The organism is Bacillus sp. 1780r2a1, assembly GCA_024134725.1.
Taxonomy (GTDB): Bacteria; Bacillota; Bacilli; order Bacillales; family Bacillaceae_H; genus Priestia; species Priestia aryabhattai_A.
Map to the genome: position 1 here is coordinate 1020035 of CP099863.1, position 22501 is coordinate 1042535.

General features: G+C 40.0%; 18 protein-coding genes and 2 riboswitches. Of the genes, 13 read left to right on the forward strand and 5 right to left on the reverse strand.

The window, feature by feature from the left end; genetic code table 11:
- The first annotated feature begins 6 nt into the window (after window positions 1-6).
- The 10 genes from NIZ91_05235 to NIZ91_05280 all read left to right on the forward strand — a co-directional run bounded on the left by NIZ91_05235 (window position 7) and on the right by NIZ91_05280 (window position 13313).
- Window positions 7-1464 (forward strand): CoA-acylating methylmalonate-semialdehyde dehydrogenase, encoded by a 1458-nt coding sequence (locus NIZ91_05235; protein ID USY56061.1) that lies wholly within the window; start codon window positions 7-9, stop codon window positions 1462-1464.
- An 81-nt stretch (window positions 1465-1545) separates the two neighbouring features.
- Window positions 1546-3480: a 3D-(3,5/4)-trihydroxycyclohexane-1,2-dione acylhydrolase (decyclizing) gene (gene iolD / locus NIZ91_05240; GenBank protein USY56062.1), complete on the forward strand. Its 1935-nt coding sequence runs from the start codon at window positions 1546-1548 to the stop codon at window positions 3478-3480.
- Between the two features lie 36 nt (window positions 3481-3516).
- The gene (gene iolE, locus NIZ91_05245; GenBank protein ID USY56063.1) at window positions 3517-4413 is read left to right on the forward strand and encodes a myo-inosose-2 dehydratase; all 897 of its coding nucleotides are present in this window, start codon (window positions 3517-3519) and stop codon (window positions 4411-4413) included.
- Window positions 4414-4440: 27 nt separating this feature from the next.
- Complete coding sequence (locus NIZ91_05250; protein USY56064.1) at window positions 4441-5232, forward strand: 5-deoxy-glucuronate isomerase; 792 nt, start codon at window positions 4441-4443, stop codon at window positions 5230-5232.
- Window positions 5233-5339: 107 nt separating this feature from the next.
- Window positions 5340-5861 (forward strand): YtxH domain-containing protein, encoded by a 522-nt coding sequence (locus NIZ91_05255; GenBank protein USY56065.1) that lies wholly within the window; start codon window positions 5340-5342, stop codon window positions 5859-5861.
- 573 nt (window positions 5862-6434) lie between these two features.
- Window positions 6435-8720: an immune inhibitor A gene (locus NIZ91_05260; GenBank protein ID USY57095.1), complete on the forward strand. Its 2286-nt coding sequence runs from the start codon at window positions 6435-6437 to the stop codon at window positions 8718-8720.
- Between the two features lie 123 nt (window positions 8721-8843).
- Entirely contained in the window at window positions 8844-9221 is a 378-nt protein-coding gene (locus NIZ91_05265; protein ID USY56066.1) for a GntR family transcriptional regulator, read from the forward strand.
- Window positions 9221-10102, forward strand: coding sequence for an ABC transporter ATP-binding protein (locus NIZ91_05270; GenBank protein USY56067.1), 882 nt, complete (start codon window positions 9221-9223; stop codon window positions 10100-10102). Before NIZ91_05265 ends, NIZ91_05270 begins: the two co-directional genes overlap by 1 nt.
- A complete protein-coding gene (locus tag NIZ91_05275) occupies window positions 10083-10691 on the forward strand; it encodes an ABC-2 transporter permease (GenBank protein USY56068.1) in 609 nt (202 codons plus the stop codon). The genes NIZ91_05270 and NIZ91_05275 overlap by 20 nt, the downstream gene beginning before the upstream one ends.
- Window positions 10692-10832: 141 nt before the next feature.
- Window positions 10833-13313 (forward strand): EAL domain-containing protein, encoded by a 2481-nt coding sequence (locus NIZ91_05280; GenBank protein ID USY56069.1) that lies wholly within the window; start codon window positions 10833-10835, stop codon window positions 13311-13313.
- A gap of 56 nt (window positions 13314-13369) precedes the next feature.
- On the opposite strand, the gene ftsZ is transcribed toward NIZ91_05280, so the two are convergent.
- Both ftsZ and sinI read right to left on the reverse strand, forming a co-directional pair.
- Window positions 13370-14323 carry a cell division protein FtsZ gene (gene ftsZ / locus NIZ91_05285; GenBank protein ID USY56070.1) on the reverse strand — a complete coding sequence of 318 codons (954 nt, stop codon included), beginning with the start codon at window positions 14321-14323 and terminating at the stop codon, window positions 13370-13372.
- Between the two features lie 566 nt (window positions 14324-14889).
- A complete protein-coding gene (gene sinI, locus NIZ91_05290) occupies window positions 14890-15021 on the reverse strand; it encodes a DNA-binding anti-repressor SinI (protein ID USY56071.1) in 132 nt (43 codons plus the stop codon).
- A gap of 26 nt (window positions 15022-15047) precedes the next feature.
- Window positions 15048-15134: riboswitch (cyclic di-GMP riboswitch) on the reverse strand.
- A 251-nt stretch (window positions 15135-15385) separates the two neighbouring features.
- Between sinI and NIZ91_05295 the strand changes: the two genes are divergently transcribed.
- The 3 genes from NIZ91_05295 (at window position 15386) to NIZ91_05305 (ending at window position 18385) form a co-directional block, all read left to right on the forward strand.
- Window positions 15386-16927 carry a diguanylate cyclase gene (locus NIZ91_05295; GenBank protein ID USY56072.1) on the forward strand — a complete coding sequence of 514 codons (1542 nt, stop codon included), beginning with the start codon at window positions 15386-15388 and terminating at the stop codon, window positions 16925-16927.
- Between the two features lie 68 nt (window positions 16928-16995).
- Window positions 16996-17095: riboswitch (purine riboswitch) on the forward strand.
- Window positions 17096-17140: 45 nt separating this feature from the next.
- Window positions 17141-18076: a nucleoside hydrolase gene (locus NIZ91_05300; protein ID USY56073.1), complete on the forward strand. Its 936-nt coding sequence runs from the start codon at window positions 17141-17143 to the stop codon at window positions 18074-18076.
- A gap of 174 nt (window positions 18077-18250) precedes the next feature.
- Window positions 18251-18385, forward strand: a complete 135-nt coding sequence (locus NIZ91_05305; protein USY56074.1) for a YjcZ family sporulation protein — start codon at window positions 18251-18253, stop codon at window positions 18383-18385.
- Window positions 18386-18803: 418 nt separating this feature from the next.
- On the opposite strand, the gene katA is transcribed toward NIZ91_05305, so the two are convergent.
- The 3 genes from katA to NIZ91_05320 all read right to left on the reverse strand — a co-directional run bounded on the left by katA (window position 18804) and on the right by NIZ91_05320 (window position 22035).
- Window positions 18804-20264, reverse strand: a complete 1461-nt coding sequence (gene katA, locus NIZ91_05310; GenBank protein ID USY56075.1) for a catalase KatA — start codon at window positions 20262-20264, stop codon at window positions 18804-18806.
- A 210-nt stretch (window positions 20265-20474) separates the two neighbouring features.
- A protein-coding gene (locus tag NIZ91_05315) for an IS3 family transposase (GenBank protein ID USY56076.1) occupies window positions 20475-21625 on the reverse strand; the annotation gives its coding sequence in 2 pieces (ribosomal slippage) (window positions 20475-21352 and window positions 21352-21625; 1152 coding nt in all).
- 116 nt (window positions 21626-21741) lie between these two features.
- Window positions 21742-22035: a WXG100 family type VII secretion target gene (locus NIZ91_05320; protein USY56077.1), complete on the reverse strand. Its 294-nt coding sequence runs from the start codon at window positions 22033-22035 to the stop codon at window positions 21742-21744.
- Between the last annotated feature and the right edge of the window lie 466 nt (window positions 22036-22501).

Consider the following 22501-nt stretch of genomic DNA (forward strand, 5'->3'; position numbering starts at 1 on the left):
TTCACGATGACACAAACAGCCGTCAAAGACGTTAAAAACTATATTGGTGGACAATGGGTAGAAGCTTCTACTTCGAGAACGGAGCCTGTTTACAATCCTGCAACAGGCGAAGTGATTGCTAACGTTCCGTTATCGACAAAAGAAGATGTAGATCGCGCAGTAGAAACCGCAAATGAAGCGTTTCAAACTTGGTCACAGGTAGCCGTGCCAAAGCGTGCGCGTATTTTGTTTAAGTACCAGCAACTTCTTGTTAATCATTGGGATGAGCTAGCAAAGCTTGTAACGCTTGAAAACGGTAAGTCTTATAACGAAGCATACGGTGAAGTTCAGCGTGGAATTGAGTGCGTTGAGTTCGCTGCAGGTGCACCTACGCTTATGATGGGCAAGCAGCTGCCTGATATCGCAACAGGAATTGAATCAGGAATGTATCGCTATCCAATCGGCGTTATTGGCGGAATTACGCCGTTTAACTTCCCGATGATGGTGCCATGCTGGATGTTCCCATTAGCCATCGCTTGCGGAAATACGTTTGTGCTGAAACCATCTGAGCGTACACCGCTTTTAGCAGCACGCTTAGTAGAGTTATTTGAAGAAGCTGGTTTGCCAAAAGGCGTGCTAAATATTGTAAACGGTGCTCATGATGTAGTAAATGGACTATTGGAACATAAGCACGTGAAAGCAATTTCGTTTGTCGGTTCACAGCCAGTAGCCGAATACGTGTATAAAAAAGGAACGGAAAATCTAAAAAGGGTTCAGGCTTTAGCTGGTGCAAAAAATCACTCAATCGTGTTAAACGATGCTGATTTAGACGTAGCGACAAAGCAAATTGTAGGAGCCGCGTTTGGGTCCGCTGGTGAGCGCTGCATGGCTGCATCTGTTGTTACAGTGCAAGAAGGCGTAGCAGATGAATTGATCAATCGACTAGTTGAAGAAGCAAATCGCATTGTGATTGGAAATGGTCTCGAAGAAAATGTTTTCTTAGGTCCAGTTATTCGTGAAGGACATAAAGAGCGCACGCTTGGCTATATTGAATCAGGCATTGAGCAAGGTGCTAAGCTTGTTCGTGATGGCCGTAGTGACGCTGCGGTTCAAGGGAACGGATATTTCGTTGGCCCAACTATTTTTGATAACGTTACGCAGGAAATGAAAATTTGGCAAGATGAAATCTTTGCTCCGGTGCTATCAATTATTCGAGTTAACAATCTTGGAGAAGCCATTGATATTGCAAACCAATCACGCTTTGCAAACGGTGCGTGCATCTATACAGACAGCGGTTCGAGCGTTCGTGAGTTTCGTGAAAAAATTGAATCCGGTATGTTAGGGGTAAACGTAGGTGTTCCAGCCCCGATGGCATTCTTCCCGTTTTCAGGATGGAAGGATTCATTCTATGGTGATTTGCACGCGAACGGAACAGACGGTGTAGAGTTCTATACAAGAAAGAAAATGGTAACAGCACGCTGGTAAGTTGTAAACAAAAAATGAGAGGGGAGTATTAGGAACAGCTTGTTCTGAAGACTTCCCTTTGTTATGAAAGGGGAAAAAGAAATGACAACGGAAAGAATGACAACGGCACAAGCTCTTGTAAAGTTCTTAAACCAGCAGTACGTCGAAGTGGATGGAAAGGAAACAAAGTTTATCAAAGGAATCTTTACGATTTTTGGTCATGGTAACGTGGTAGGAATTGGGCAAGCTCTTGAACAACATGCGGGAGAACTGGAAGTCTATCAAGGAAGAAACGAGCAAGGTATGGCAAATGCAGCGATGGCATTTGCCAAACAAAAGCACAGAAAGCAAATCATGGCGTGCACTTCTTCAGTAGGGCCTGGTTCTGCCAACATGGTAACAACAGCTGCTACTGCTACTGCTAATAATATTCCTATTTTATTGCTTCCAGGTGATGTGTTTGCTACTCGTCAGCCTGATCCTGTTCTTCAACAAATCGAACAAACTCATGACTTATCCCTTTCAACAAATGATGCTTTTCGAGCAGTGAGTAAATATTGGGATCGCGTTAATCGACCGGAGCAGCTCATGACGGCAATGATCAACGCTATACGCGTATTGACCAATCCAGCTGATACAGGAGCCGTGACAATTTCGCTGCCGCAAGATGTACAAGGAGAAGCCTTTGATTTTCCTAGCTATTTCTTTAAAAAACGCGTGCACAGAATGGAAAGGCGTTTGCCTACGAGAGAGTGTGTGAGAGATGCCGTTCAGCTTATTGTAAGCAAGAAAAAGCCTATTATTATTTGCGGTGGGGGAGTTCGCTATTCGGAAGCAACAGCTGAATTAAAAGCTTTTTCAGAAGCATTCCATATTCCTTTTGGTGAAACACAAGCTGGTAAAAGTGCTATTGAGAGTGATTTCTTTTATAACCTAGGTGGGATAGGTGTAACCGGTAATCTCGCTGCGAACTCAATTGCTCGTGAAGCAGATCTAGTCATTGGAATTGGAACGAGGTTTACGGATTTTACAACGGGTTCAAAAGAATTGTTTCAGCATCCAGACGTCGAGTTTTTAACCTTGAATATCTCTGAATTTCATGCCAATAAGTTGGATGCCGTAAAGGTAGTGGCTGATGCGAAAGAAGCCCTTCGAGAGCTAACAGCTGAATTAATCCAGCATGGATATCACTCAGGTTACGGAACGGAAATCGTTGAGGCTAAGCAAAAGTGGCAAGCAGAGCTTGAACGTTTACATCACGTGCGTTACCAAGAGGAAGCATTTGTTCCAGAAGTAAGCGGACAGCTTGATGAGGTGCTTTCTGAGTATAAAGAAGCGCTCAGAACGTCATTAACGCAAACAAGCGTTATTGGTCAAGTAAATCATCTACTTGATGAAGATGCAATTATCGTAGGCGCAGCAGGCAGCTTGCCGGGGGATCTTCAGCGGATGTGGACATCGCGCACGCCCAATACGTATCACATGGAATACGGATATTCATGCATGGGTTACGAAATTGCAGGAGCACTTGGAGCTAAGCTAGCTGAGCCAGATAGAGAAGTTTATGCAATGGTTGGAGATGGAAGTTATCAAATGCTTCATTCAGAGCTGGTGACCAGCTTACAGGAGAAAAAGAAAATAAACGTTTTATTGTTTGATAATTCAGGGTTTGGCTGCATCAACAATTTGCAGATGAGCAATGGAATGGGAAGCTTTGGTACAGAGTTTCGCTACCGAAACGAACAGTCGAATAAGCTAGATGGTAACATTCTCCGCATTAATTTTGCACAAAGCGCAGCGGGATACGGAGTGAAAACGTACGAAGCGCGCACGTTAGAAGAGCTTAGATTTGCTCTTGAAGACGCGAAGAAACAAGAAGTGTCTACGCTTATTGATATTAAGGTACTGCCAAAGACCATGACAAATGGATACGACTCATGGTGGCATGTTGGAGTGGCAGAAGTTTCTGATAATAAAAGCGTACAAGAAGCGTTTGAAGAGAAAAGAACACATTTAACAAAAGCAAGATTGTATTAGGTACAACTGAATAAGAGCTTGAAGGGGAGAAGGGCTATGTTTAAACAAGGTGTAATTAAGCTTGGTATTGCGCCAATTGCGTGGACGAATGATGATATGCCGGAACTTGGTGGAGAAAATACGTTTGAACAGTGTATTAGTGAAATGGCGCTTGCTGGCTTTAAAGGAAGTGAAGTGGGCAATAAGTACCCACGTGATGTGAAGGTTTTAAAAAAAGCGCTGTCTCATCGTAGATTAGAGATTGCAAGCGCTTGGTTCAGCACATATTTGACGACAAAGCCATTGGAGGAAACGGTGAGTGCTTTTATTGATCATCGTAACTTTCTACACGCAATGGGTGCAAGCGTAATTGTTGTGTCAGAGCAAGGACGTAGCATTCAAGGACTTATGCATACTCCGCTTTTTGATGAAAAGCCCCAGTTTACTGAAGAAGAGTGGGAGCGACTTGCCCTGGGCCTAAATCACTTAGGGATGCTTGCCAACGAAAAGGGCATGCATATCGTGTATCACCATCATATGGGAACCGGCATTCAAACGACATCTGAGATTGATCGACTAATGGAGATAACTGATTCTGACTTGGTCCACTTGCTGTTTGATACGGGACATCTAGTGTTTTCAGGTGAAGATCCTCTGTATGTTTTAAAAAAGTATCTGCCACGTATTAAGCACGTTCATTTAAAAGATGTGCGACGCGACGTAGTCGAAGCTGTGAAAGCGAAGAAATGGAGTTTTTTACAAGCGGTTCGTCAGGGAGCATTTACTGTACCAGGAGACGGGAGCATCAACTTTGATCCAATCTTTGCAGAGCTTGCTAAGTCTGATTACGCGGGATGGTTTGTAGTTGAAGCCGAACAAGATCCCGCTATTGCTAATCCGTTTGAATATGCGTTAAAAGCACGTCAATTTATTAAAGAAAAAAGTGGACTATAAAGTAGGTAACGTAAGGAGCTGGAAGAAATGTTTGAAAAGCTTGGACAGTTAAAAGAAGGCTACAATGAATTAACGAATATGGCAAGCAAGCATGAGAATATGATGCTTGATATCGGAATCTATAGTTTAAGAGAAGGTGCGGAGCAAGTATTGCGAGATTCGAAGAAAGAAACAGCAGTACTTTTATTAGAAGGGAAAATCCGCATTGAGTGGGATGGTAATGTCCAAGAGATAGAGCGTGAAAGCGTGTTTGAAGAAGATCCATGGTGCCTTCACGTTGCATGCGATAATGAAGTGAAAATTACGTCGCTTAGAAAAAGTGAATTCCTTGTTCAAAAAACAGACAATGATCGTATGTTTTCTTCTAAGCTTTATATACCTTCAGATTGTCAAAGTGAAGTAGCGGGAGAAGGTGTATGGGACGGAACAGCTCAGCGAGTAATTCGTACCATATTTGATTACAATAACGCGCCGTATTCAAATATGGTTATTGGTGAAGTGATTTCTTATCCAGGTAGGTGGTCGAGCTATCCTCCCCATCATCATGACCAGCCGGAAGTTTATTACTATCGCTTTAATAAGCCTCAAGGGTTTGGCTGTGCAATGGTTGGTGAAGATGCTCATCGCGTTGTTCATAATAGCTTTATCACCATCCCGGGAGAACTAGACCATCCTCAAGCGACCGCTCCAGGGTATGCAATGTACTTTTGTTGGATGATTCGTCACCTTGACGGTAATCCGTGGAATGCGCGCATTATGGAAAAGGAACATGAGTGGTTACTTGAGCCTGGAGCCAAAATTTGGCCGGAAAAAGAGTAGTGAAAAGCGCCTAACAAAAGTTGGGCGTTTTTTCACAGTTTATGAGGAAAGAAAAGGGGAATATCTACACTAACAACTACTTTGATTGAAAAGGGAGAGTGGATAAGATGAAGCAGGTAACGACTCAGGAAACACAGGCGATTCAAGGGCAAGATCCTTCTCAAAAGGGAAACAAGCTTCTAACAGGTATTGCGGTAGGAGCAGCTGTTGGAGGTGTGGTAGCACTGGTGGATAAGCGTACCCGAACAAAGGTTATATCCGGCGCACAGTGCGCTAAAAGTTCGACAACAGATTTTGTCACGCGTTTACGAGAGAACCCGTCTGAGGTAAAAGGTGAATGGCAGCATCGCATTAAAGTAGCTTCAGGTGTTATTAAAGAAGTAACGTCAGATCTTAAGAGCTTATATGAGAAAGTGAACAATGAACTAAATGGTTCCGTACAGTCTATTAAAGAAGAGTCTTCTCAAATAGTAGAGTCTGCGCAAACTGTACAAGAAGACCTGCAAGAAATCGGTGATAAAGTAAAGCAGGCTGGTGAAGAAGTGGCTACTCCGACAAACCCTGAGCTCAAAAAAAACCCAACTCCTCAGCCTGAAACAATACCAAACAAACCAGCCTACTATCAATAAAACACAAAAAGGCTGGGACATCAGTATTTCAGTCATTTATCCGAGCTATCACAAGTAAATTAACTTGCGATAGCTCGGATGTTTTTTTGTTGGTTTAAAAAGCCAGTGTTTGTAGCGTAATGGAACGAATTAAATTGCTCTTACAGCTTGGCGATTGTAGAAGCGTCAGGCTTCGTCTTTGAGAGGAAATCATTTAGCTATGTCTCAGTCTCTTTTATATGAAAATCTCCGGAATGCGAAAATTTTTAAAATAATAATATATACCCATAACAAAACAACTTATAGTTCAATAGGTCTGTTTAATATTCTTATAGTTATATTTTAACAATTTTTTTACATTTTTTATCCTCTTTTTAGCCTATAATGTCGAGTTGTAAGACGACCTAAATAGAGAAATATGTAGGATTTTAGCGGTGTGTAATGCTTTATTACAAAAGCAAAAAACTATTGACCGACAAGAAACTTCAGATTAAAATAAATTTTGCTAATAGTGTGATAATTTTGAGGGGGGTATTATCTTTGGTTACATGGAAAAAAGTACTAGGAACATCGTTGCTAGCAACGACCGTTGCAATCGGTGGAGGACTTCCGCTGTTTAACGCCACAAGTGCATCAGCGAAAACAGCTGATCAGCTTGAAAGTCCACCGCTTGATATGAATATCGTTCCAGAAGAACGATTAGGAAAGGCGCTGCAGCAGCAAGGCATCATTTCGAAAAAAGCATCAAATCAAGAAGTGAAGAAGGCTGTCCAAGCATACATAGAGAATAAAGACAGTCACAAAGAGAGTATGAAAGGTCAAAAACCAAATAAAATTGATCTTAAAGCAAAGCAAGCACGTGCGAAAAATGTGGAAAAAGTAAAAGAAGCAAAGAACGTGAACATGAACGCTGTCACAAAAGGAAAAGGTGACGGAGTAAAAGTTCAACCTGCTAAAGATGCAAAATATAACGGTAAAGTTCGTACAGACAAAGTGCTTGTCCTGTTAGTTGAATTTGCGGACTTTAAGCATAATAACGTGGTTCAAGAGCCTGGTTATATGTACGCTGATGACTTTAACCGTAACCATTATGAAAAATTAATGTTTGGTGATAAAGAATTCAAGTTGTTTAACGGTAACAAAGTTCAAACATTCAAGCAATATTACGAAGAGCAATCTGGCGGAAGCTATACAATGGACGGAACGGTATCAGAGTGGTTAACAGTTAAAGGAAATGCTGCTGAATATGGTGCTGATAATCCAAAAGGTGGCCATGATAACCTTGGGCCAAAAGGGCCTCGTGACCTTGTAAAAGAAGCGCTTCAAGAAGCTGTTAAAAGCGGCATTAATCTAAAGGAATTTGATCAATTTGATCAATATGATTTAGATGGTGACGGCAACCTAAACGAGCCGGATGGTTTAGTTGATCACTTAATGATTATCCACGCTGGTACAGGGCAAGAAGCAGGTGGCGGTAAGTTAGGAAATGATGCAATTTGGTCACACCGTTGGACGCTAGGTCAGCCTTATAAAGTACCTGGTACTGACATTTCTGCTTATGATTACACAATTCAGCCGGAAGACGGAGCGGTTGGTGTTTTCGCTCATGAGTATGGTCATGACTTAGGTCTTCCAGATGAGTACGATACGCAATACTCTGGTCAAGGTGAGCCGGTTGGAGTATGGTCTATCATGAGTGGTGGAAGCTGGGCTGGAGAAATTGCTGGAACAGAGCCAACGAGTTTCTCTCCGCAAAACAAAGAGTTCTTCCAAAAGGTAATGGGAGGAAACTGGGCAAACATTAAAGAAATGGATTTAAAAGATATTAACAAGACTGGCGCTGTAAGCATCATTGATCAAAGCGTAACGAAATCTAAAAACCCAGGTATTGTGAAGATTAATCTTCCTCAAAAAGCCGTGCAAGGGATGAAAACTGATTTCGGTAAGAAGTTTTATTACAGTCAAAAAGGTGACGACCTGCGCACAGCAATGACAACAAAAGAGTTAGATTTAACAAATGCAACAAAAGCGTCATTTGATTTTAAAGCAAACTATGAAGTGGAAGCAGAATATGATTACTTATATGTAAATGCTATTTTGCCAGATGGATCTAAGGTTCTTTTAGATACAATTGGTGATAAAGCAAATAACGCTGATCATTCGGCTGAAACAACAAATGGTAAATGGGTAGATGTAAGCTATGATTTAAGTCAATTTAAAGGTAAGAAAATCAAGCTTCAGTTTGAATACGTAACGGATGGTGGACTAGCGCTAGAAGGTTTTGGCCTTGATAACGCATCACTTGTTGTAGATGGTAAAGTAATATTTACAGATGATGCAGAAGGACAAACAACGTTTACACTAGACGGATTCGAGCAAACAGATGGTTTAATGTACAAGGATAACTACTACTACGTTGAGTGGAGAAACTACGCTGGAAATGACAAAGCGCTGCAATTTGCGCGCGGAGCGAAGTACAATACTGGAATGCTATTGTGGTATGCTGATGATAGCTACTTAGATAACTGGGTTGGACAGCACCCTGGTGAAGGTTTCTTAGGGGTTGTGGATTCACATCCTAAAAAGGTTCTATACTTTAATGGAAACGGAATTAGCACAACGGCAAACACAACGCGTTATCAAATTGCAGACGCTGCGTTCTCATTTGATTCAACGCTTCCATGGACATATACACATGCAACAAATGGAACAATCTCTTCTAAAGAAGCAAAAGGCGTAACAAGCTTTAACGACCGTCGTTCTTATATCGATGATCGTATTAAAGATGCAGGCCGCATCCTTCCAAAACACGGTTTGAAAATCGATGTAATTGGCGAAGCGAAAGATAATTCAGCTGGCGCGGTTTGGATTCATAAATAAGAGATTCAGAAGCGGTAAGTGAAAAACTTACCGCTTTTTTCTATGGAAAATATTGAAATGAGGAACACAATGTGTATATAATGTATATAAAGTATATATACATTATTTAAAAGAGGTATGAATATGCATATTGTAATTTCAAATCAGTCAAAAGAGCCTATATATGAACAAATTTACCATCAGATTCAAAAGCAAATCTTAGCGGATGAATTAAAACCGGGAACCTCGTTACCATCGATGCGTCAGCTTGCTAAGGATTTAGGTGTTAGCGTCATTACAACCAAGCGTGCTTATGAAGAACTTGAAAAGGGTGGGTTTATCTTTTCAATTGTGGGAAAAGGCTCATTTGTTTCGGAACAAAATCATGAGATGATTCGGGAGCGAAAGCGAAGAGTTATCGAAGAACAATTAGCAGCTGCCATTCAAAACAGCAAGGGGATTGGAATTGAGCTGCAGGAACTTCAAGAGCTTTTAATTATTTTATATGAGGAGGAAAGGTAATGAATAGCGTGATTGAATTGAATAATGTAACCAAGTCCTTTAACGGATTTCAGCTAAAGGATGTATCTCTGTCAGTAAACAAAGGTTTTGTGACAGGATTAATTGGTGGAAACGGAGTAGGAAAGTCGACGATTATTAAAATGATTATGAATCTATTACAGCCTGATAGAGGGAGCATTTCTGTATTTGGCTTGAACTACATCAAGCATGAGAAAGAGATCAAACAACGGATTGGATTTGTATGCGATGAAAATATGTACTACGAAAACATTACGTTACGTGAACTTCATCGTATTATTAAGCCCATGTACAGAAACTGGGATGATACGTTGTTTACACAGTACGCGGAACGCTTTGAATTGCCTTTACGTAAAAAAATCAAAACATTTTCAAAAGGGATGCTGATGAAGGCTTCTTTAACGATGGCATTGTCTCATCATGCAGATTTAATTGTGATGGATGAGCCAACATCTGGCTTAGATCCCATTTTTCGAAGAGAGCTGTTAGAGATTCTACAAGAGCTCATGCTCAATCATGAGAAAACAATCTTCTTCTCCACGCATATCACCACAGATTTAGATAAAATCGCAGACTATATTACCTTTATCCATAACGGACAGCATATGTTTACAAAAGAGCACCATCAAATCTTTGAAGAATACGCCCTCGTAAAAGGGGCAGTTGATTTATTAGATCGTGACACGAAAAAAGAATTTCTAGCCATTCAAACGTCTAATCATGGGTTTGAAGCGCTCACTAACAAAAAGGACCGCGTACACGATATCTTCGGTGCAGAAGTGCTCATTGAAAAGCCGACGCTTGAGGACATTATGTTCTATACAAAAAAGGGGGAGCGTGAACATGCTACAGCTTATTCGTAAAGACTTTTTATTACAAAGAAATGTATTTATTATTTTATTACCGATCTTATTTATCTATTTACTAATTGATACGTCGACTACTTGGGTAGGTATTATCTTTAGCATTGCACTCATCATGAATGCTTTTTCAGAGGATGAGAAATCCGCTGTGCGGCTTTTGCTAAACTCACTTCCGTACACACGTAAAGAGATTGTATCAGCTAAATACCTTGGTGCGTTCCTGTTTGCAGTTATTACGCTTTTGGTCATTGCTATTTCAAACCGGATTATTCATGGTGAAGGGATGCAGTGGGGGCAATTAGTGTTTAGTATCAGCGTCGTTTTGATCTTTGTTTCCATTGCCTTTCCAGTTTCGTATATCTTTCACAGCAAATATTTAGGAATAGCTTTTATTGGGCTGTTTGTTATCTATATGATTATTGCTAATACCTTTGTTCATAATCTACAGGAACAAGTAATTAACGTTGCACGCACAATCATGTCTTTTAATGTTTCAGACCTTTATCTGTTTGTTCTTTTACCTGCGTTACTTCTCTACCTCTTATCGTGGCTTACATCGATTTTTATCTATAAACAAAAAACATGTTAAGTGGTTCCTTTTCTCTAGCTCTCAATGAACATACTGTTCTTAAGAAAATAATGACAGTTTTGTAAGGATAGTCTTGCAAAATGAAACTGAACCTTTACAATTAAAAATAAGACTGATAGAGCGAGGAGAAAAGAGAACTAGATGCATGATTCATTTTTAAATCACATCGTATCCTCTAGTAGACAAGGCGCGATGAACGTTCATACTTTTAATACAGCACTCATAGAAGCTAGCTCATATGCTATTTTTTTGTTGGATAAAAAAGGGGATTTACTTTTTTATAACGAACAAGCTTCAGCTTTTGTATGTACTGAAGTGCAAGGACGAATCTCTTTTTTTCAACTTGCAAAGTACGGATTAGATCATGAAAAGTATTTTGCATATGCACTGAACGGTGAAGTTGTCCAATTTACAGCAATGTTAAAAACAAAGTGTGGCAAGAATATGAGGATGATGGTGAGTTATATTCCAGTCTTTATCCATGAACAATTACAAGCGGTGTATGCAATCTGTAAAAAACAGGCGGAAGAGCAGTGGCATTTAATAACGCTTCAAAACCAGCTGGATATGGAACAAAAGCTAGCGAACATCGGAAGCTGGTATTATGATGTGCTAGAAAATCGATCCTGCTGGTCGAGACAAATGCATTCAATTTTTGGAGTTAAAGAACATAGCGGTTTTCTTCCTTCATATGATAAAGTGCTGGAGTTTGTTCATCCGGATGATCAAGAATATATGAATCAAACTGTCAAACAAGCTATTAACAGGGGTGATAGCTATAGTATTAAATATCGTTTAATACAACCAAATGGTGATGTACGTATCGTATTTGAAAAAGCAGACCCCGTCATGAATGAGCAAAATCAAGTTGTGCAGCTTCTTGGTGTTGTATATGATGTAACTGAAATACATCATATAAAAAAACAGTTTAAGCAGGTTAAACAGAGGTTTTCTGTGAGGCAAGCTAATTTAGAAGTTGGGATATGGTCAGCAGATGTGCGTGAAAGCAAAGTGACGTTTTGCTCTGATGGCATTGCCGATATCTATGAGGAGTCAATAGAAAAGATTATTGAAAATCGATCGTTTTGGAAAGAGCGTGTACATCCTGATGATTTAGAAAAAGTAGAGTTAGCACAATTAAAGTTGATGAAGGGTGACCCTATCTGTCATTACTACCGTATTATTACGAAAAAAGGAAATGTTAAATGGTTAAAAGATCAGATAGTTCCTGATGTCGATGAAAAGGGAAACGTCATTCGATTAGATGGAATTATAGAAGATGTTACGGAGAAAAAGCATTATATAGACGAAATTGAATATCTAGCACACTATGATTACTTAACCAATTTACCGAATCGCCGTAAGTTTGAACAAACATTAACTGAAGTAATTACGCATGCTAAAAACAACGAGGCTTCTATTGCTGTTTTTTATCTTGATCTTGATCGCTTCAAGCATTTAAACGATAACCTAGGTCATGATATAGGTGACCGCATGCTGCAAAAGATAGCGCTTCGGCTTCAACAAAAAACACAGGGGAAAGGGTCTCTTGCGCGAATCGGTGGAGATGAATTTGCACTGTTTTTTGAATCAGCAAACTGCTTGGAAGATTGTATGCCAATTGCCAAACAGCTTTTTGAACAGGTAGAAAAGGAAGTTAAAATGGATGAACTTGACTTGCATACGACAACAAGTATGGGGATTGCAATTTATCCACGTGATGGAGAAGATGCGAAAACTCTTTTGAAAAATGCCAGCCTTGCCTTGCATCGAGCAAAAGAGTTAGGGAAAAATGAATGGCAGCTCTATTCACCTTGTATGGATAGTCAAATGTATACAAGCTTTCATTTAGAAAAAGAGCTGCGTAATTCGTTTGAACGCAATGAGCTGTTTCTTCAATATCAGCCAAAGATTAACGCGCAAACGAGAGAGATTGATAGTTTTGAGGCACTGATTCGCTGGAAACACCCAGAGCGGGAATTTGTATCACCTGGAGAGTTTATTCCAGTGGCTGAGGAGTCTGATCTTATTGTCAAGATCGGTGATTGGGTACTAGAGAAAGTATGTCAACAGCTGAAAGAATGGAAGCAGTTGGGGCTGACGGTTGTGCCAGTGTCGGTTAACGTATCGTCGAAGCGCCTTTTGAAACCGCACTTTATTGAATTTATCACAGAGCTCTTAAAACGCTATGACATCGATCCCTCGCTTATCGAACTAGAAATTACGGAAAACTCTATCATTCATCATGAAGATCAGGTGAAAGAAATGATGACAACCTTAAGAAAGCAGGGCGTAACGTTTGCTTTAGATGATTTTGGAACAGGGTTTAGCTCGCTATCTCACTTGCAGAAGCTGGAGTTCGACGTACTAAAAATAGATAAGACGTTTATCCAATCTGTTGTTGAAAATGAGAAACATCAAATGATTACAAAAAGTCTGCTCTACCTCGCACAAGGGCTGAATATGAAAGTTGTAGCTGAAGGTGTGGAAACGCATGCGCAGCTTTCGTTCTTAAAGAATCGGGGATGTTCTTTTATTCAAGGCTATATCTTTAGCAAACCTGTGTGCGAAGACAAAGCGGCTGACTATTTGAGAATGAAGTATTTAACGCCAAATGTATAGCATAGATCATAGATAAGATGAAAAAACACTTGGACGTATCATCCAAGTGTTTTTAATTAGCTTTCTGAAAAACCAGTTGCGATAACGGTTACCATTACTTTATCTTGAAGGTCTTCGTTGATAACGGAACCGAAGATCATGTTTAATTCTTGATCAGAAGCAGACGTCACGATATCAGCAGCTTCCTGAACTTCAAATAAGCTGAGATTAGAGCCGCTTGTAATATTCATGAGAATTCCTTGTGCTCCGTCAATTGAACGGTCTAACAGTGGACTAGAAATTGCTTTCTTTGCCGCTTCAGCAGCACGATCAGGACCGCTTGCAATCCCAATTCCCATCAGCGCATAACCTTGGTCAGACATAATGGTCTTTACGTCAGCGAAATCAAGGTTAATAAAGCCTGGGATAGAAATTAAGTCCGAAATACCTTGAATACCTTGACGAAGTACGTTATCAGCTTCGCGGAAGGCATCAAGCATTGTCGTACGCTTATCACCAATTTCTAATAAGCGATCGTTTGGAATGACGATCAGCGTATCAACCGCGTTCATCATTTCGTCAACGCCGCCTGTTGCTTGACGCGTCCGTTTTGTTCCTTCAAAACGGAACGGTTTTGTTACGACACCGATTGTTAGCGCACCGAGCTCACGAGCCATTTCCGCAACAACAGGTGCTGCACCTGTTCCTGTTCCGCCGCCCATGCCTGCTGTTACAAACACCATGTCGGCACCTTGAAGAGCATCTTGGATTTCTTCTTTGCTCTCTTCCGCAGCAGCGCGTCCAACTTCAGGATTTGCACCAGCACCGAGTCCGCGCGTTAGGGCAGCGCCAATTTGCATGCGCTTTTCTGCTTTTGATAGATTAAGAGCCTGAGCGTCTGTGTTTACAGCCATAAACTCAACGCCTTGTACACCGTGTTCAATCATGCGGTTAACGGTATTATTTCCACCGCCTCCTACACCAACTACTTTAATTTTCACTAGTGGAGATCCTGTATCAAAATCAATCATATGTTCAGCCTACTTTCTTTCATTCGATTGTTCAAAAAAGGTAAGTGATTGTTTAAATAATCATCATCTTTATTTCCGTTGACATAATGATGTTAAATTCACTGTTTTATCGCCATTGTACCATTAATTAAGGTTGTCTGTCTGTATTTGACGAAAAACGTTATCAAAACGCAAAAAAGATGACCAAATAACTCGACTTTGGTCATCTTTTGAATGTATCAACATACTGTTTTGCTTGAAGCAAACCCCAACCTGAATCTTGCCTGATAGCTTTTATAATTTCTACATTTGTTTTTCCTTGTTCGATCATAGCAGAGGTTTTGGCTGTAAGTGCCTCTTGTTGGTCTTTTGTGAGTGGTATCGATTTAATTTGATTTTCGAGCAGACGAATCTTAGAATTTAAAGCAAGAATATAGAATACTAGAGCCGCAATAATGAGAAATAATGCTAGATTCAGCTTTTCTTCACACTCCTTTTATTTACTGCTATTACTAGTGTACAAGAAAAAACCTTCAGATAATTTATACCTAAAGGCGCAAGGTGTTATATTGCAATACGAGGACTATTCATGTGGATTTGTTCTGAAGTAAAAAATCTTTTACCTCTTCAGTTGTGAGACCAAGCTCCTTTGCATACTGCATGAGTGAAATCCATTCTTGTACATTTTCTTCTACACTGATTGTTGTTTGGTTTATCATTACTTCAATATCCTCCTCTACCCATTTCAGGGAGCTCAGCCATCATAGTGCTTTTCCACCTTAGATCTGTAGCTTTGCGTCGCTTTCTTTCAAAAGGTTTGCCTTTTTCTGAAGAGAACTATTTTTTAGTATCACTGACAGTATATAATGAGAAAAAAGAAAAAGGTGTCGAAATATGGTATAGTTTTCAATAAAATTGAAAAAAATATCTTATTTATGAGTAAATATACTCATAAAATGTAATATTATAGATTTTTATGGATGGAAAATAGGTAATTTAAACGAAAAATATATGCTAAGGAAAATGAGCTACGGTATAATAATATAGCGGACGCTAACCTTAACGAAAATGGAGTCATAGGTCATGCATAGTGAACTACTAAAATATGTAGTAATCGTTGGAAGTTCAGGTGTTCTTATTTTAGCTTTAAGTTTATACGGTGCCTTTAAAATTCGCGAGGGCCCCGGTGTTAAGCATTATGTCATTTTAACCTGTATGTCTGCAGTTTTTGCTTTTGGATATATGTTTGAAATGATGAGTACTTCAATTGAAGAAGTGAAGTTTTGGCTAAGCATAGAGTATTTACCGCTTCCATTTATTCCAGCGTTCATTGTTTTAATGTGCTTTAACTACGTTGGCAAAAAGATTTATCCAGCATTTTATTATCTTTTATTTACTGTTCCAATTATTACAATTTTCACTCACAATACAAATGAGTGGCATCATCTGTATTATAAAAAAGTGGGATTTCGAAGCGATACGCCTTTTCCAGTGGCAGATTTAGTAGCAGGTCCGTTTCATTATCTCCATTCATTTTATTTGTTTGTCTGCATCATGCTTAGCGTCATTGTACTATTAATGGAACTTCGAAAATCAGCTTTTCAATTTCAAATGCAAATTTTATTAATGGTATTTGGCTTGCTAACGCCTGTTATCGCCAGCTATTTTTATTTAAATAAGCTTAGTCCATATGGCATTGATTTGGGACCTGTTTCCATTGGATTGACCTGCTTGTTTCACGGGGTGGCTATCTTTATGTTCCGTTCTTTTAACGTGGTGCCTATCGCTCGTGATGTGGTATTTGAAACGATGAAAGAAGGCGTTGTTGTACTAAATCAAAAGGGCATAGTGGTAGACTTTAATAATGCCGCTCGTCAAGTGATTCCCATGCTGCATCATAGAATGGTTGGTGAGCATGTTCTATCCATTGTAAAAGAAAATAAAGCACTAGCAACTGTAATTCAAGAAAGGAAAGATTGTGATTACCGTCACGAAACTGGAGTCATTCAGCACTTTCACGTTCAGTTTTCGGAAATATACAACACGAGCCAAGTATACCTAGGCCAAATGATTACGTTCAGTGACGTAACAGAACGAGTTAACATGCAGGAAGAACTTCGGAAGATTGCTAGTATTGATGGTTTAACAGGAGTGTATAATCGCACATTTTTTGTTCGACAAGCGGAAGAAATGCTCAGATCGCTCACGAAACGTGGAGGGTTAGCAGCTGTTATTATGTTTGACATTGACTACTTCAAAACAGTCAATGATACGTACGGGCATGAAATGGGAGACGCCGTGTTAAGAAAAATCAGTGAAATTGTTCAGAAAAATGTACGATCGACTGATATCGTTGGGCGCTACGGAGGAGAAGAGTTTATTATTTACCTTCCAGCAACTGCTCTTTCTGAAGTTTACAGCTTGGCAGAGCAGCTGAGGGAAGCTATTCAGAATACGGTAATCGAAGCTAATGAAGTGAAACAGTTTGTAACAGCGAGCTTTGGTATTGCTGCTTTTGATATACAACCAGGAAACACATCATGTACGTTAGATGAATTTGTACGAAAGGCAGACCAAGCACTATATACCGCAAAACGAAAAGGTCGAAATTGTGTAGAGGTTTGATCATTAATTATAGAAGGTTGTTTTGGATAGGGGTTTAGGATAAAATAAACTTTAAATGCGAACAATTATATAGGTTTTTTTTTATTTTTCGTATATCCTTAATGATATGGTTTAAGGGCAATACATAGAAACCACAAATTTCTTACTGCGAAAAATATGCTTCTTTAGCATATTTTTCGCAGTTTTTGGTGTACCTAGGGGGATGAAAAAGTCATGAAAAAGAAAGTGTATTTTAACCACGATGCAGGAATTGACGATTTAGTATCTTTATTTTTACTGTTGCAAATGGATGACGTGGAGTTAACCGGCGTATCGGTTATTCCAGCAGATGGCTATCTCGAACCTGGTATTAGTGCAAGTAGAAAAATTATCGATCGCTTTAGCACTCAACAAGTGGAAGTCGCACGTTCAACGTCAAGAGGGATGTATCCATTTCCAAAAGAGTGGCGCATGCATACGTTTTTCGTTGATGCGCTTCCAATTTTAAATGAGTCAGGCCAAATGAAAGCACCAGTCAGTGATCAACCTGCTCATCGTCATTTAATTGAAAAGGTGCGCGCAGAACAGGAAAAAACAACGCTGTTATTTACAGGGCCACTCACAGACCTTGCTAGAGCGCTTGATGAGGCACCTGATATTGAAAAGAAAATTGAAAAGCTAGTGTGGATGGGCGGAACGTTCCAAGAAGTAGGAAACGTTCAAGAGCCTGAGCACGACGGTACCGCAGAGTGGAATGCATTTTGGGATCCAGAAGCCGTTGATCGCGTGTGGAAAAGTGGATTAACAATTGAGATGGTGGCTCTTGAAAGCACCAATCAAGTGCCGCTAACCATTTCAGTGCGTAACTACTGGGCATCGCTTCGACGCTATACGGGAGTGGATTTCGTCGGTCAGTGCTACGCTGCGTGCCCACCGCTTGAGCATTTTGAAACCAATTCCACGTACTATTTGTGGGATGTGTTAACAACCGCTTCTGTTGGCAAGCCAGATCTTGTGAAGATGAAAACCGTTTGTAGCGAGGTAGAAACGAAGGTTCCAAGCCAAGGAAGAACGTATGAAACAGCAGAGGGAAGACCGGTTCATGTCGTGTATGACGTTGATTCAGAAGCGTTTTTTCACTACATAACAGAGCTATCTAAAAAGCAATAAATACATGTAAGGTTGAGAAGTCCAAGCCGTCTGGTTTGGGCTTTTTCTTATATGCGCAAGCCTACTAGCCTAAAAGGTGTTCGTGTAAAAGCAAAAGTTTACTTTAGATTTTTTAGGAGCATTTTTTGCATCGGTACATATGATGAGAGTATCAACAAGAGGAGGTGAGACAATATGTACGGTTACGGAAACTGCGGTTACGGTTGTGGTGGTTACGGAGGCGGAAGCGGCTTCGCTTTAATCATCGTCCTTTTCATTCTATTAGTTATTATCGGTTGCGCTTGTTGGGGATACAAAGGCGATTGCTAATAGCAAGTAAATGATCAGTACTTCAACAGTTAAGAGTATGCTCCTCTTCATTCTCCTATTGTAAAGGCCTTAAAGAAGCTAGCGCACAGCTAGCTTTTTTCATGTTTTAATAAGCTGCTTTTCTTCCTTTTTAATCGTACACCGCAGCTGCATAATAACGTATGTTTTAATTGTTTGATTTCAGTCATACATACAGGGCACTGTTTGGCCATTGCTTTTTCATCCTTTCTACATTTGAAAATGACTGCCCACGCCAATTGACGTGGGCAGTAGAGAAATAGAGTTATTGAGAAACGAGAATAATAGTTGAGAATAGGTAGTCTAAATTTTCCTATTCGGTCATTTCACTTTTGCCAACGAAACGAAAAAGCCGTTTCCCAGTCAAAAGCTCCAATGCCTCTCATGGCTGAACAGTCGCTTACGCTTTTAGGTTAGGAACTTCAAGTCCCAAGCCCCTTGCCACGCCCAAGCCGTATTCTGGATCAGCTTTGTAGAAGTGAGCGATTTGACGAAGTTTAATCTCGTCTTTTTCAACTGGCTTCATCGCTTCTACGATGTTGTTTACTAAGCGCTCACGCTCTTCTGTTGACATTAGGCGGTACAAGTCACCAGCTTGCGTGTAGTGGTCATGATGGTCATACGGTGCATTTTCTGCTACGCCGCTAACAGGGAAAGCTGTCTGCTTGTGTTCAGGCGTTTCAGTTGGACCACCGTAGCTGTTTGGTTCGTAGTAAACGGATCCACCACCGTTGCCGTCAAAGCGCATTTGTCCATCACGCTGATAGTGGTGAACGTCTGATTTTGGACGGTTGATTGGCAGGTGATTATGGTTGACACCTACGCGGTAACGATGCGCATCTGCATAAGCGAATAGACGCCCTTGAAGCATTTTATCTGGAGATGCCTCAATACCAGGAACGAATGCGCCAGGTGAGAACGCTGCTTGTTCAACTTCTGCAAAATAGTTTTCAGGATTGCGATTTAACACCATGCGACCAACTTCAATTAATGGATAGTCTTTTTGAGACCATACTTTTGTTACGTCGAACGGATCGAAGCGGTATGTATCCGCATCTTCAACAGGCATAATTTGTACATATAGCTTCCAAGCAGGGAAGTCGCCTTTTTCAATAGCATTAAATAAATCTTCTGTATGATAATCTGGGTTTTCACCAGCGAGTTTTGCTGCAAGGTCAGTTGGCAAGTTTTTTACGCCTTGCTCTGTCTTGAAGTGATATTTCACCCAAACAGCTTCTCCTTCTTTGTTTACCCATTTAAATGTATGACTGCCGAATCCGTGCATGTGACGGAATGTTGCAGGAATTCCGCGGTCGGACATAAGGATTGTTACTTGATGAAGAGACTCAGGTGATAAAGACCAGAAGTCCCAAACAGCATTAGGATTTTTTAAATGTGTTTGCGGATCTCTTTTTTGGGTATGAATAAAATCAGGGAACTTAATTGCATCGCGGATGAAAAATACCGGCGTGTTGTTCCCAACTAAGTCGTAGTTTCCTTCTTCTGTATAAAACTTTACTGCAAAACCGCGCGGATCACGAACCGTGTCAGCTGAACCACTTTCGCCAGCTACTGTTGAGAAGCGAATGAACATTGGCGTACGTTTTCCAACTTCAGATAGGAAATCTGCTTTTGTATAACTTGAAACGTCGTTTGTTACTTCGAAATAACCATGTGCACCAGCACCTTTGGCATGCACAACACGCTCTGGTACGCGTTCGCGATTAAAGTGAGCTAGTTTTTCTAATAAATGAACGTCTTGAATTAACGTAGGGCCACGATATCCAGCTGTCATCGAGTTTTGGTTATCACCAACAGGAGCACCCCAGCTAGTCGTCAATTTTTTGTTATTTTCAGTCATAAGATCACCTCGTAAAGTTTTAGTTGATAGTTTGATAATAACATATATTATATAAAAATCAATATTTTTTTATAATAATTATAAATAACTGAAAGTTTTTAATGGGTTTCCTAATTTCATAGATATGGGGAAAGAAGGAAAAACATTAATAAAAAAACGCCCTATCAAAGGGACTGACCCCTGTTTTTGAGACAGGAATCAAAACACCTTTTAAACAACCAGTTTTCTGTATTGTACAGGAGACTGGTTGTTTAATTTTGTTTGAATACGGGCATGGTTATAATACGTAATATAGCTTTTGACGGTTTGCTCTACGATGGTAGTCGTAGTGTATGTCAACTCGTCAAGGTAGAACGTTTCAGACTTTAGTGAGGAATGAAACGATTCAATTGAGGCATTATCTGCGGGCGTCCCTTTTCGGGACATACTCATGATAATGCCTTTCTCTTTAATTGTTTGTTGATAAGCATACGATGTGTACACAGAGCCTTGATCACTATGCAACGTGCACCCTTCCGGTAGAGAAGGGAGTTGGTTAAGCGTGTCTAAAACAAACGCGACATTTTGACAATCACCTATGGAATACGCAATAATCTCTCCGTTAAATAAATCTTGAATACTTGAAAGATACAATGGTTTCGGCCCAAAAGGCAAGTACGTAATATCGGTCACGAGCTTTTGGAGAGGGCGTTCAGCTTGAAAGTCACGATTTAATACATTCTCTGCAACCTGATAAGGTTGCCCTGTTCGCTGCCGTTTCTTTCGTTTAACACGACATTGCCAACCGTATTTCTGCATGGTACGCTGCACAAACTTGTGGTTAATCTTCATGGTTCGCTTGAGTACAGCTGTGATTTTTCGATAGCCATATCGAAACTTGTGTGCACGACATTGTTCACCCACTTGCTGTTCCATCCATTTCTTTCGTGTATCCTGTTGACTATGCTGCTTCCAACGGTAGTAAGTGGATCGGGGAATACCAAGATGGAAACAGATTTGATAAATAGGGATTTGTTCTTTTAACTCTTCCACTAGGTTCACTGCGATTTCTGGTACCACTTCCTTTCCAATTCCTTGTACTTTTTTAAAATCTCGATTTGTTGCTTTAACTGTCGGTTCTCAGCCTCTAACTTCGCTGTCTCGCTTTCAAAATCAGGACCTTTTCCATAGGCATATTGCTTGCCTACTGGCTGTTCCAACCGGTGTACATTCCCAGTTTGATACCACTTCATCCACGTTTTTAATTGGGTAGGATTTCGAATGTTTAGTTGTGATAAGACTTCTTTTACAGGTACACCGGCTAATCTCATTTCAATTGCCTTTAACTTTAGTTCGACTGGATAACTGACTCTTGTTCCCATAGAAAAAACACCTCCAAGTGATGGTTAGGTACTACATACCCAGTTTTCAACTTAAAGGTGTTTTTTATTTGTCTCACTTTACGGGGTCAGTCCCCAAAAGATAAGGCGTTTTTTTATTAACCGCGAATTTGGCTAGCGATTTGGTTGTCTGTGTCTTCAAGAACGTTCGCAGAGTCATCAAGCTGCTTAGCGATTTTGTTAAGCAAGTTTGACATTTCAACGAATGATGGTTTTAATTCTTCGTACTGAGCGATGAATGCTTGGCTAGAAGAACCTTCCCACATATCTTGTAATTGGTTTCTCATAGTGTCAAGGCGACCTACTAAATCTTGTACTTGACCACTTTCATTATTATAGCGAGCTGCCATTTCACGAAGTTCAGCAGGCGTTACGCGAATGATTCCTGACATGGAAAAACATCTCCTTTACTATGTATTTTCATTTACTATTTTAAAAAAAAATTCCAGTAACAGTCAAAAGAAATTTGAAAAAATTAGCAAAAACGAATCGATAGTTCTATATAATAGAAGCCCTTATACTTATAAAGAACGATTAAATTTGGTTGTTCTGGTCTTTATTCCCACTGGTAAAATAGGTCTAATGTTTCCTGAATTGGAAGAAGTGTGTGCAGGAAGTAAGAGGTAGAACGCACATAAGAAGCGCCTCATCTTGGAAAACTATAAAAACAATTAGTAGTAAGGTTAAGCAAACAACCACAGTTCCTAGACAGCAAACATATGATTTGCAAACAAATGTTATTCATGACGTGATACGTTTTCAAGAAGTTGTAAATAAAATGAATGCGCAAAGAATGACAATCTACTATGATACTAAATCCAATTCAGATTTTGAATAAAGCAAAGCCCACACAAAAAG

Coding starts and splice junctions, on each gene's coding strand:
- NIZ91_05270 (USY56067.1), top strand. CDS start 9,221: ATGAATAGCGTGATTGAATTGAATAATGTAACCAAGTCCTTTAACGGA.
- NIZ91_05275 (USY56068.1), top strand. CDS start 10,083: ATGCTACAGCTTATTCGTAAAGACTTTTTATTACAAAGAAATGTATTT.
- iolD (USY56062.1), top strand. CDS start 1,546: ATGACAACGGAAAGAATGACAACGGCACAAGCTCTTGTAAAGTTCTTA.
- sinI (USY56071.1), bottom strand. CDS start 15,021: ATGATAAACCAAACAACAATCAGTGTAGAAGAAAATGTACAAGAATGG.
- NIZ91_05265 (USY56066.1), top strand. CDS start 8,844: ATGCATATTGTAATTTCAAATCAGTCAAAAGAGCCTATATATGAACAA.
- NIZ91_05300 (USY56073.1), top strand. CDS start 17,141: ATGAAAAAGAAAGTGTATTTTAACCACGATGCAGGAATTGACGATTTA.
- NIZ91_05295 (USY56072.1), top strand. CDS start 15,386: ATGCATAGTGAACTACTAAAATATGTAGTAATCGTTGGAAGTTCAGGT.
- NIZ91_05250 (USY56064.1), top strand. CDS start 4,441: ATGTTTGAAAAGCTTGGACAGTTAAAAGAAGGCTACAATGAATTAACG.
- iolE (USY56063.1), top strand. CDS start 3,517: ATGTTTAAACAAGGTGTAATTAAGCTTGGTATTGCGCCAATTGCGTGG.
- NIZ91_05320 (USY56077.1), bottom strand. CDS start 22,035: ATGTCAGGAATCATTCGCGTAACGCCTGCTGAACTTCGTGAAATGGCA.
- ftsZ (USY56070.1), bottom strand. CDS start 14,323: ATGATTGATTTTGATACAGGATCTCCACTAGTGAAAATTAAAGTAGTT.
- NIZ91_05305 (USY56074.1), top strand. CDS start 18,251: ATGTACGGTTACGGAAACTGCGGTTACGGTTGTGGTGGTTACGGAGGC.
- NIZ91_05255 (USY56065.1), top strand. CDS start 5,340: ATGAAGCAGGTAACGACTCAGGAAACACAGGCGATTCAAGGGCAAGAT.
- NIZ91_05235 (USY56061.1), top strand. CDS start 7: ATGACACAAACAGCCGTCAAAGACGTTAAAAACTATATTGGTGGACAA.
- NIZ91_05280 (USY56069.1), top strand. CDS start 10,833: ATGCATGATTCATTTTTAAATCACATCGTATCCTCTAGTAGACAAGGC.
- katA (USY56075.1), bottom strand. CDS start 20,264: ATGACTGAAAATAACAAAAAATTGACGACTAGCTGGGGTGCTCCTGTT.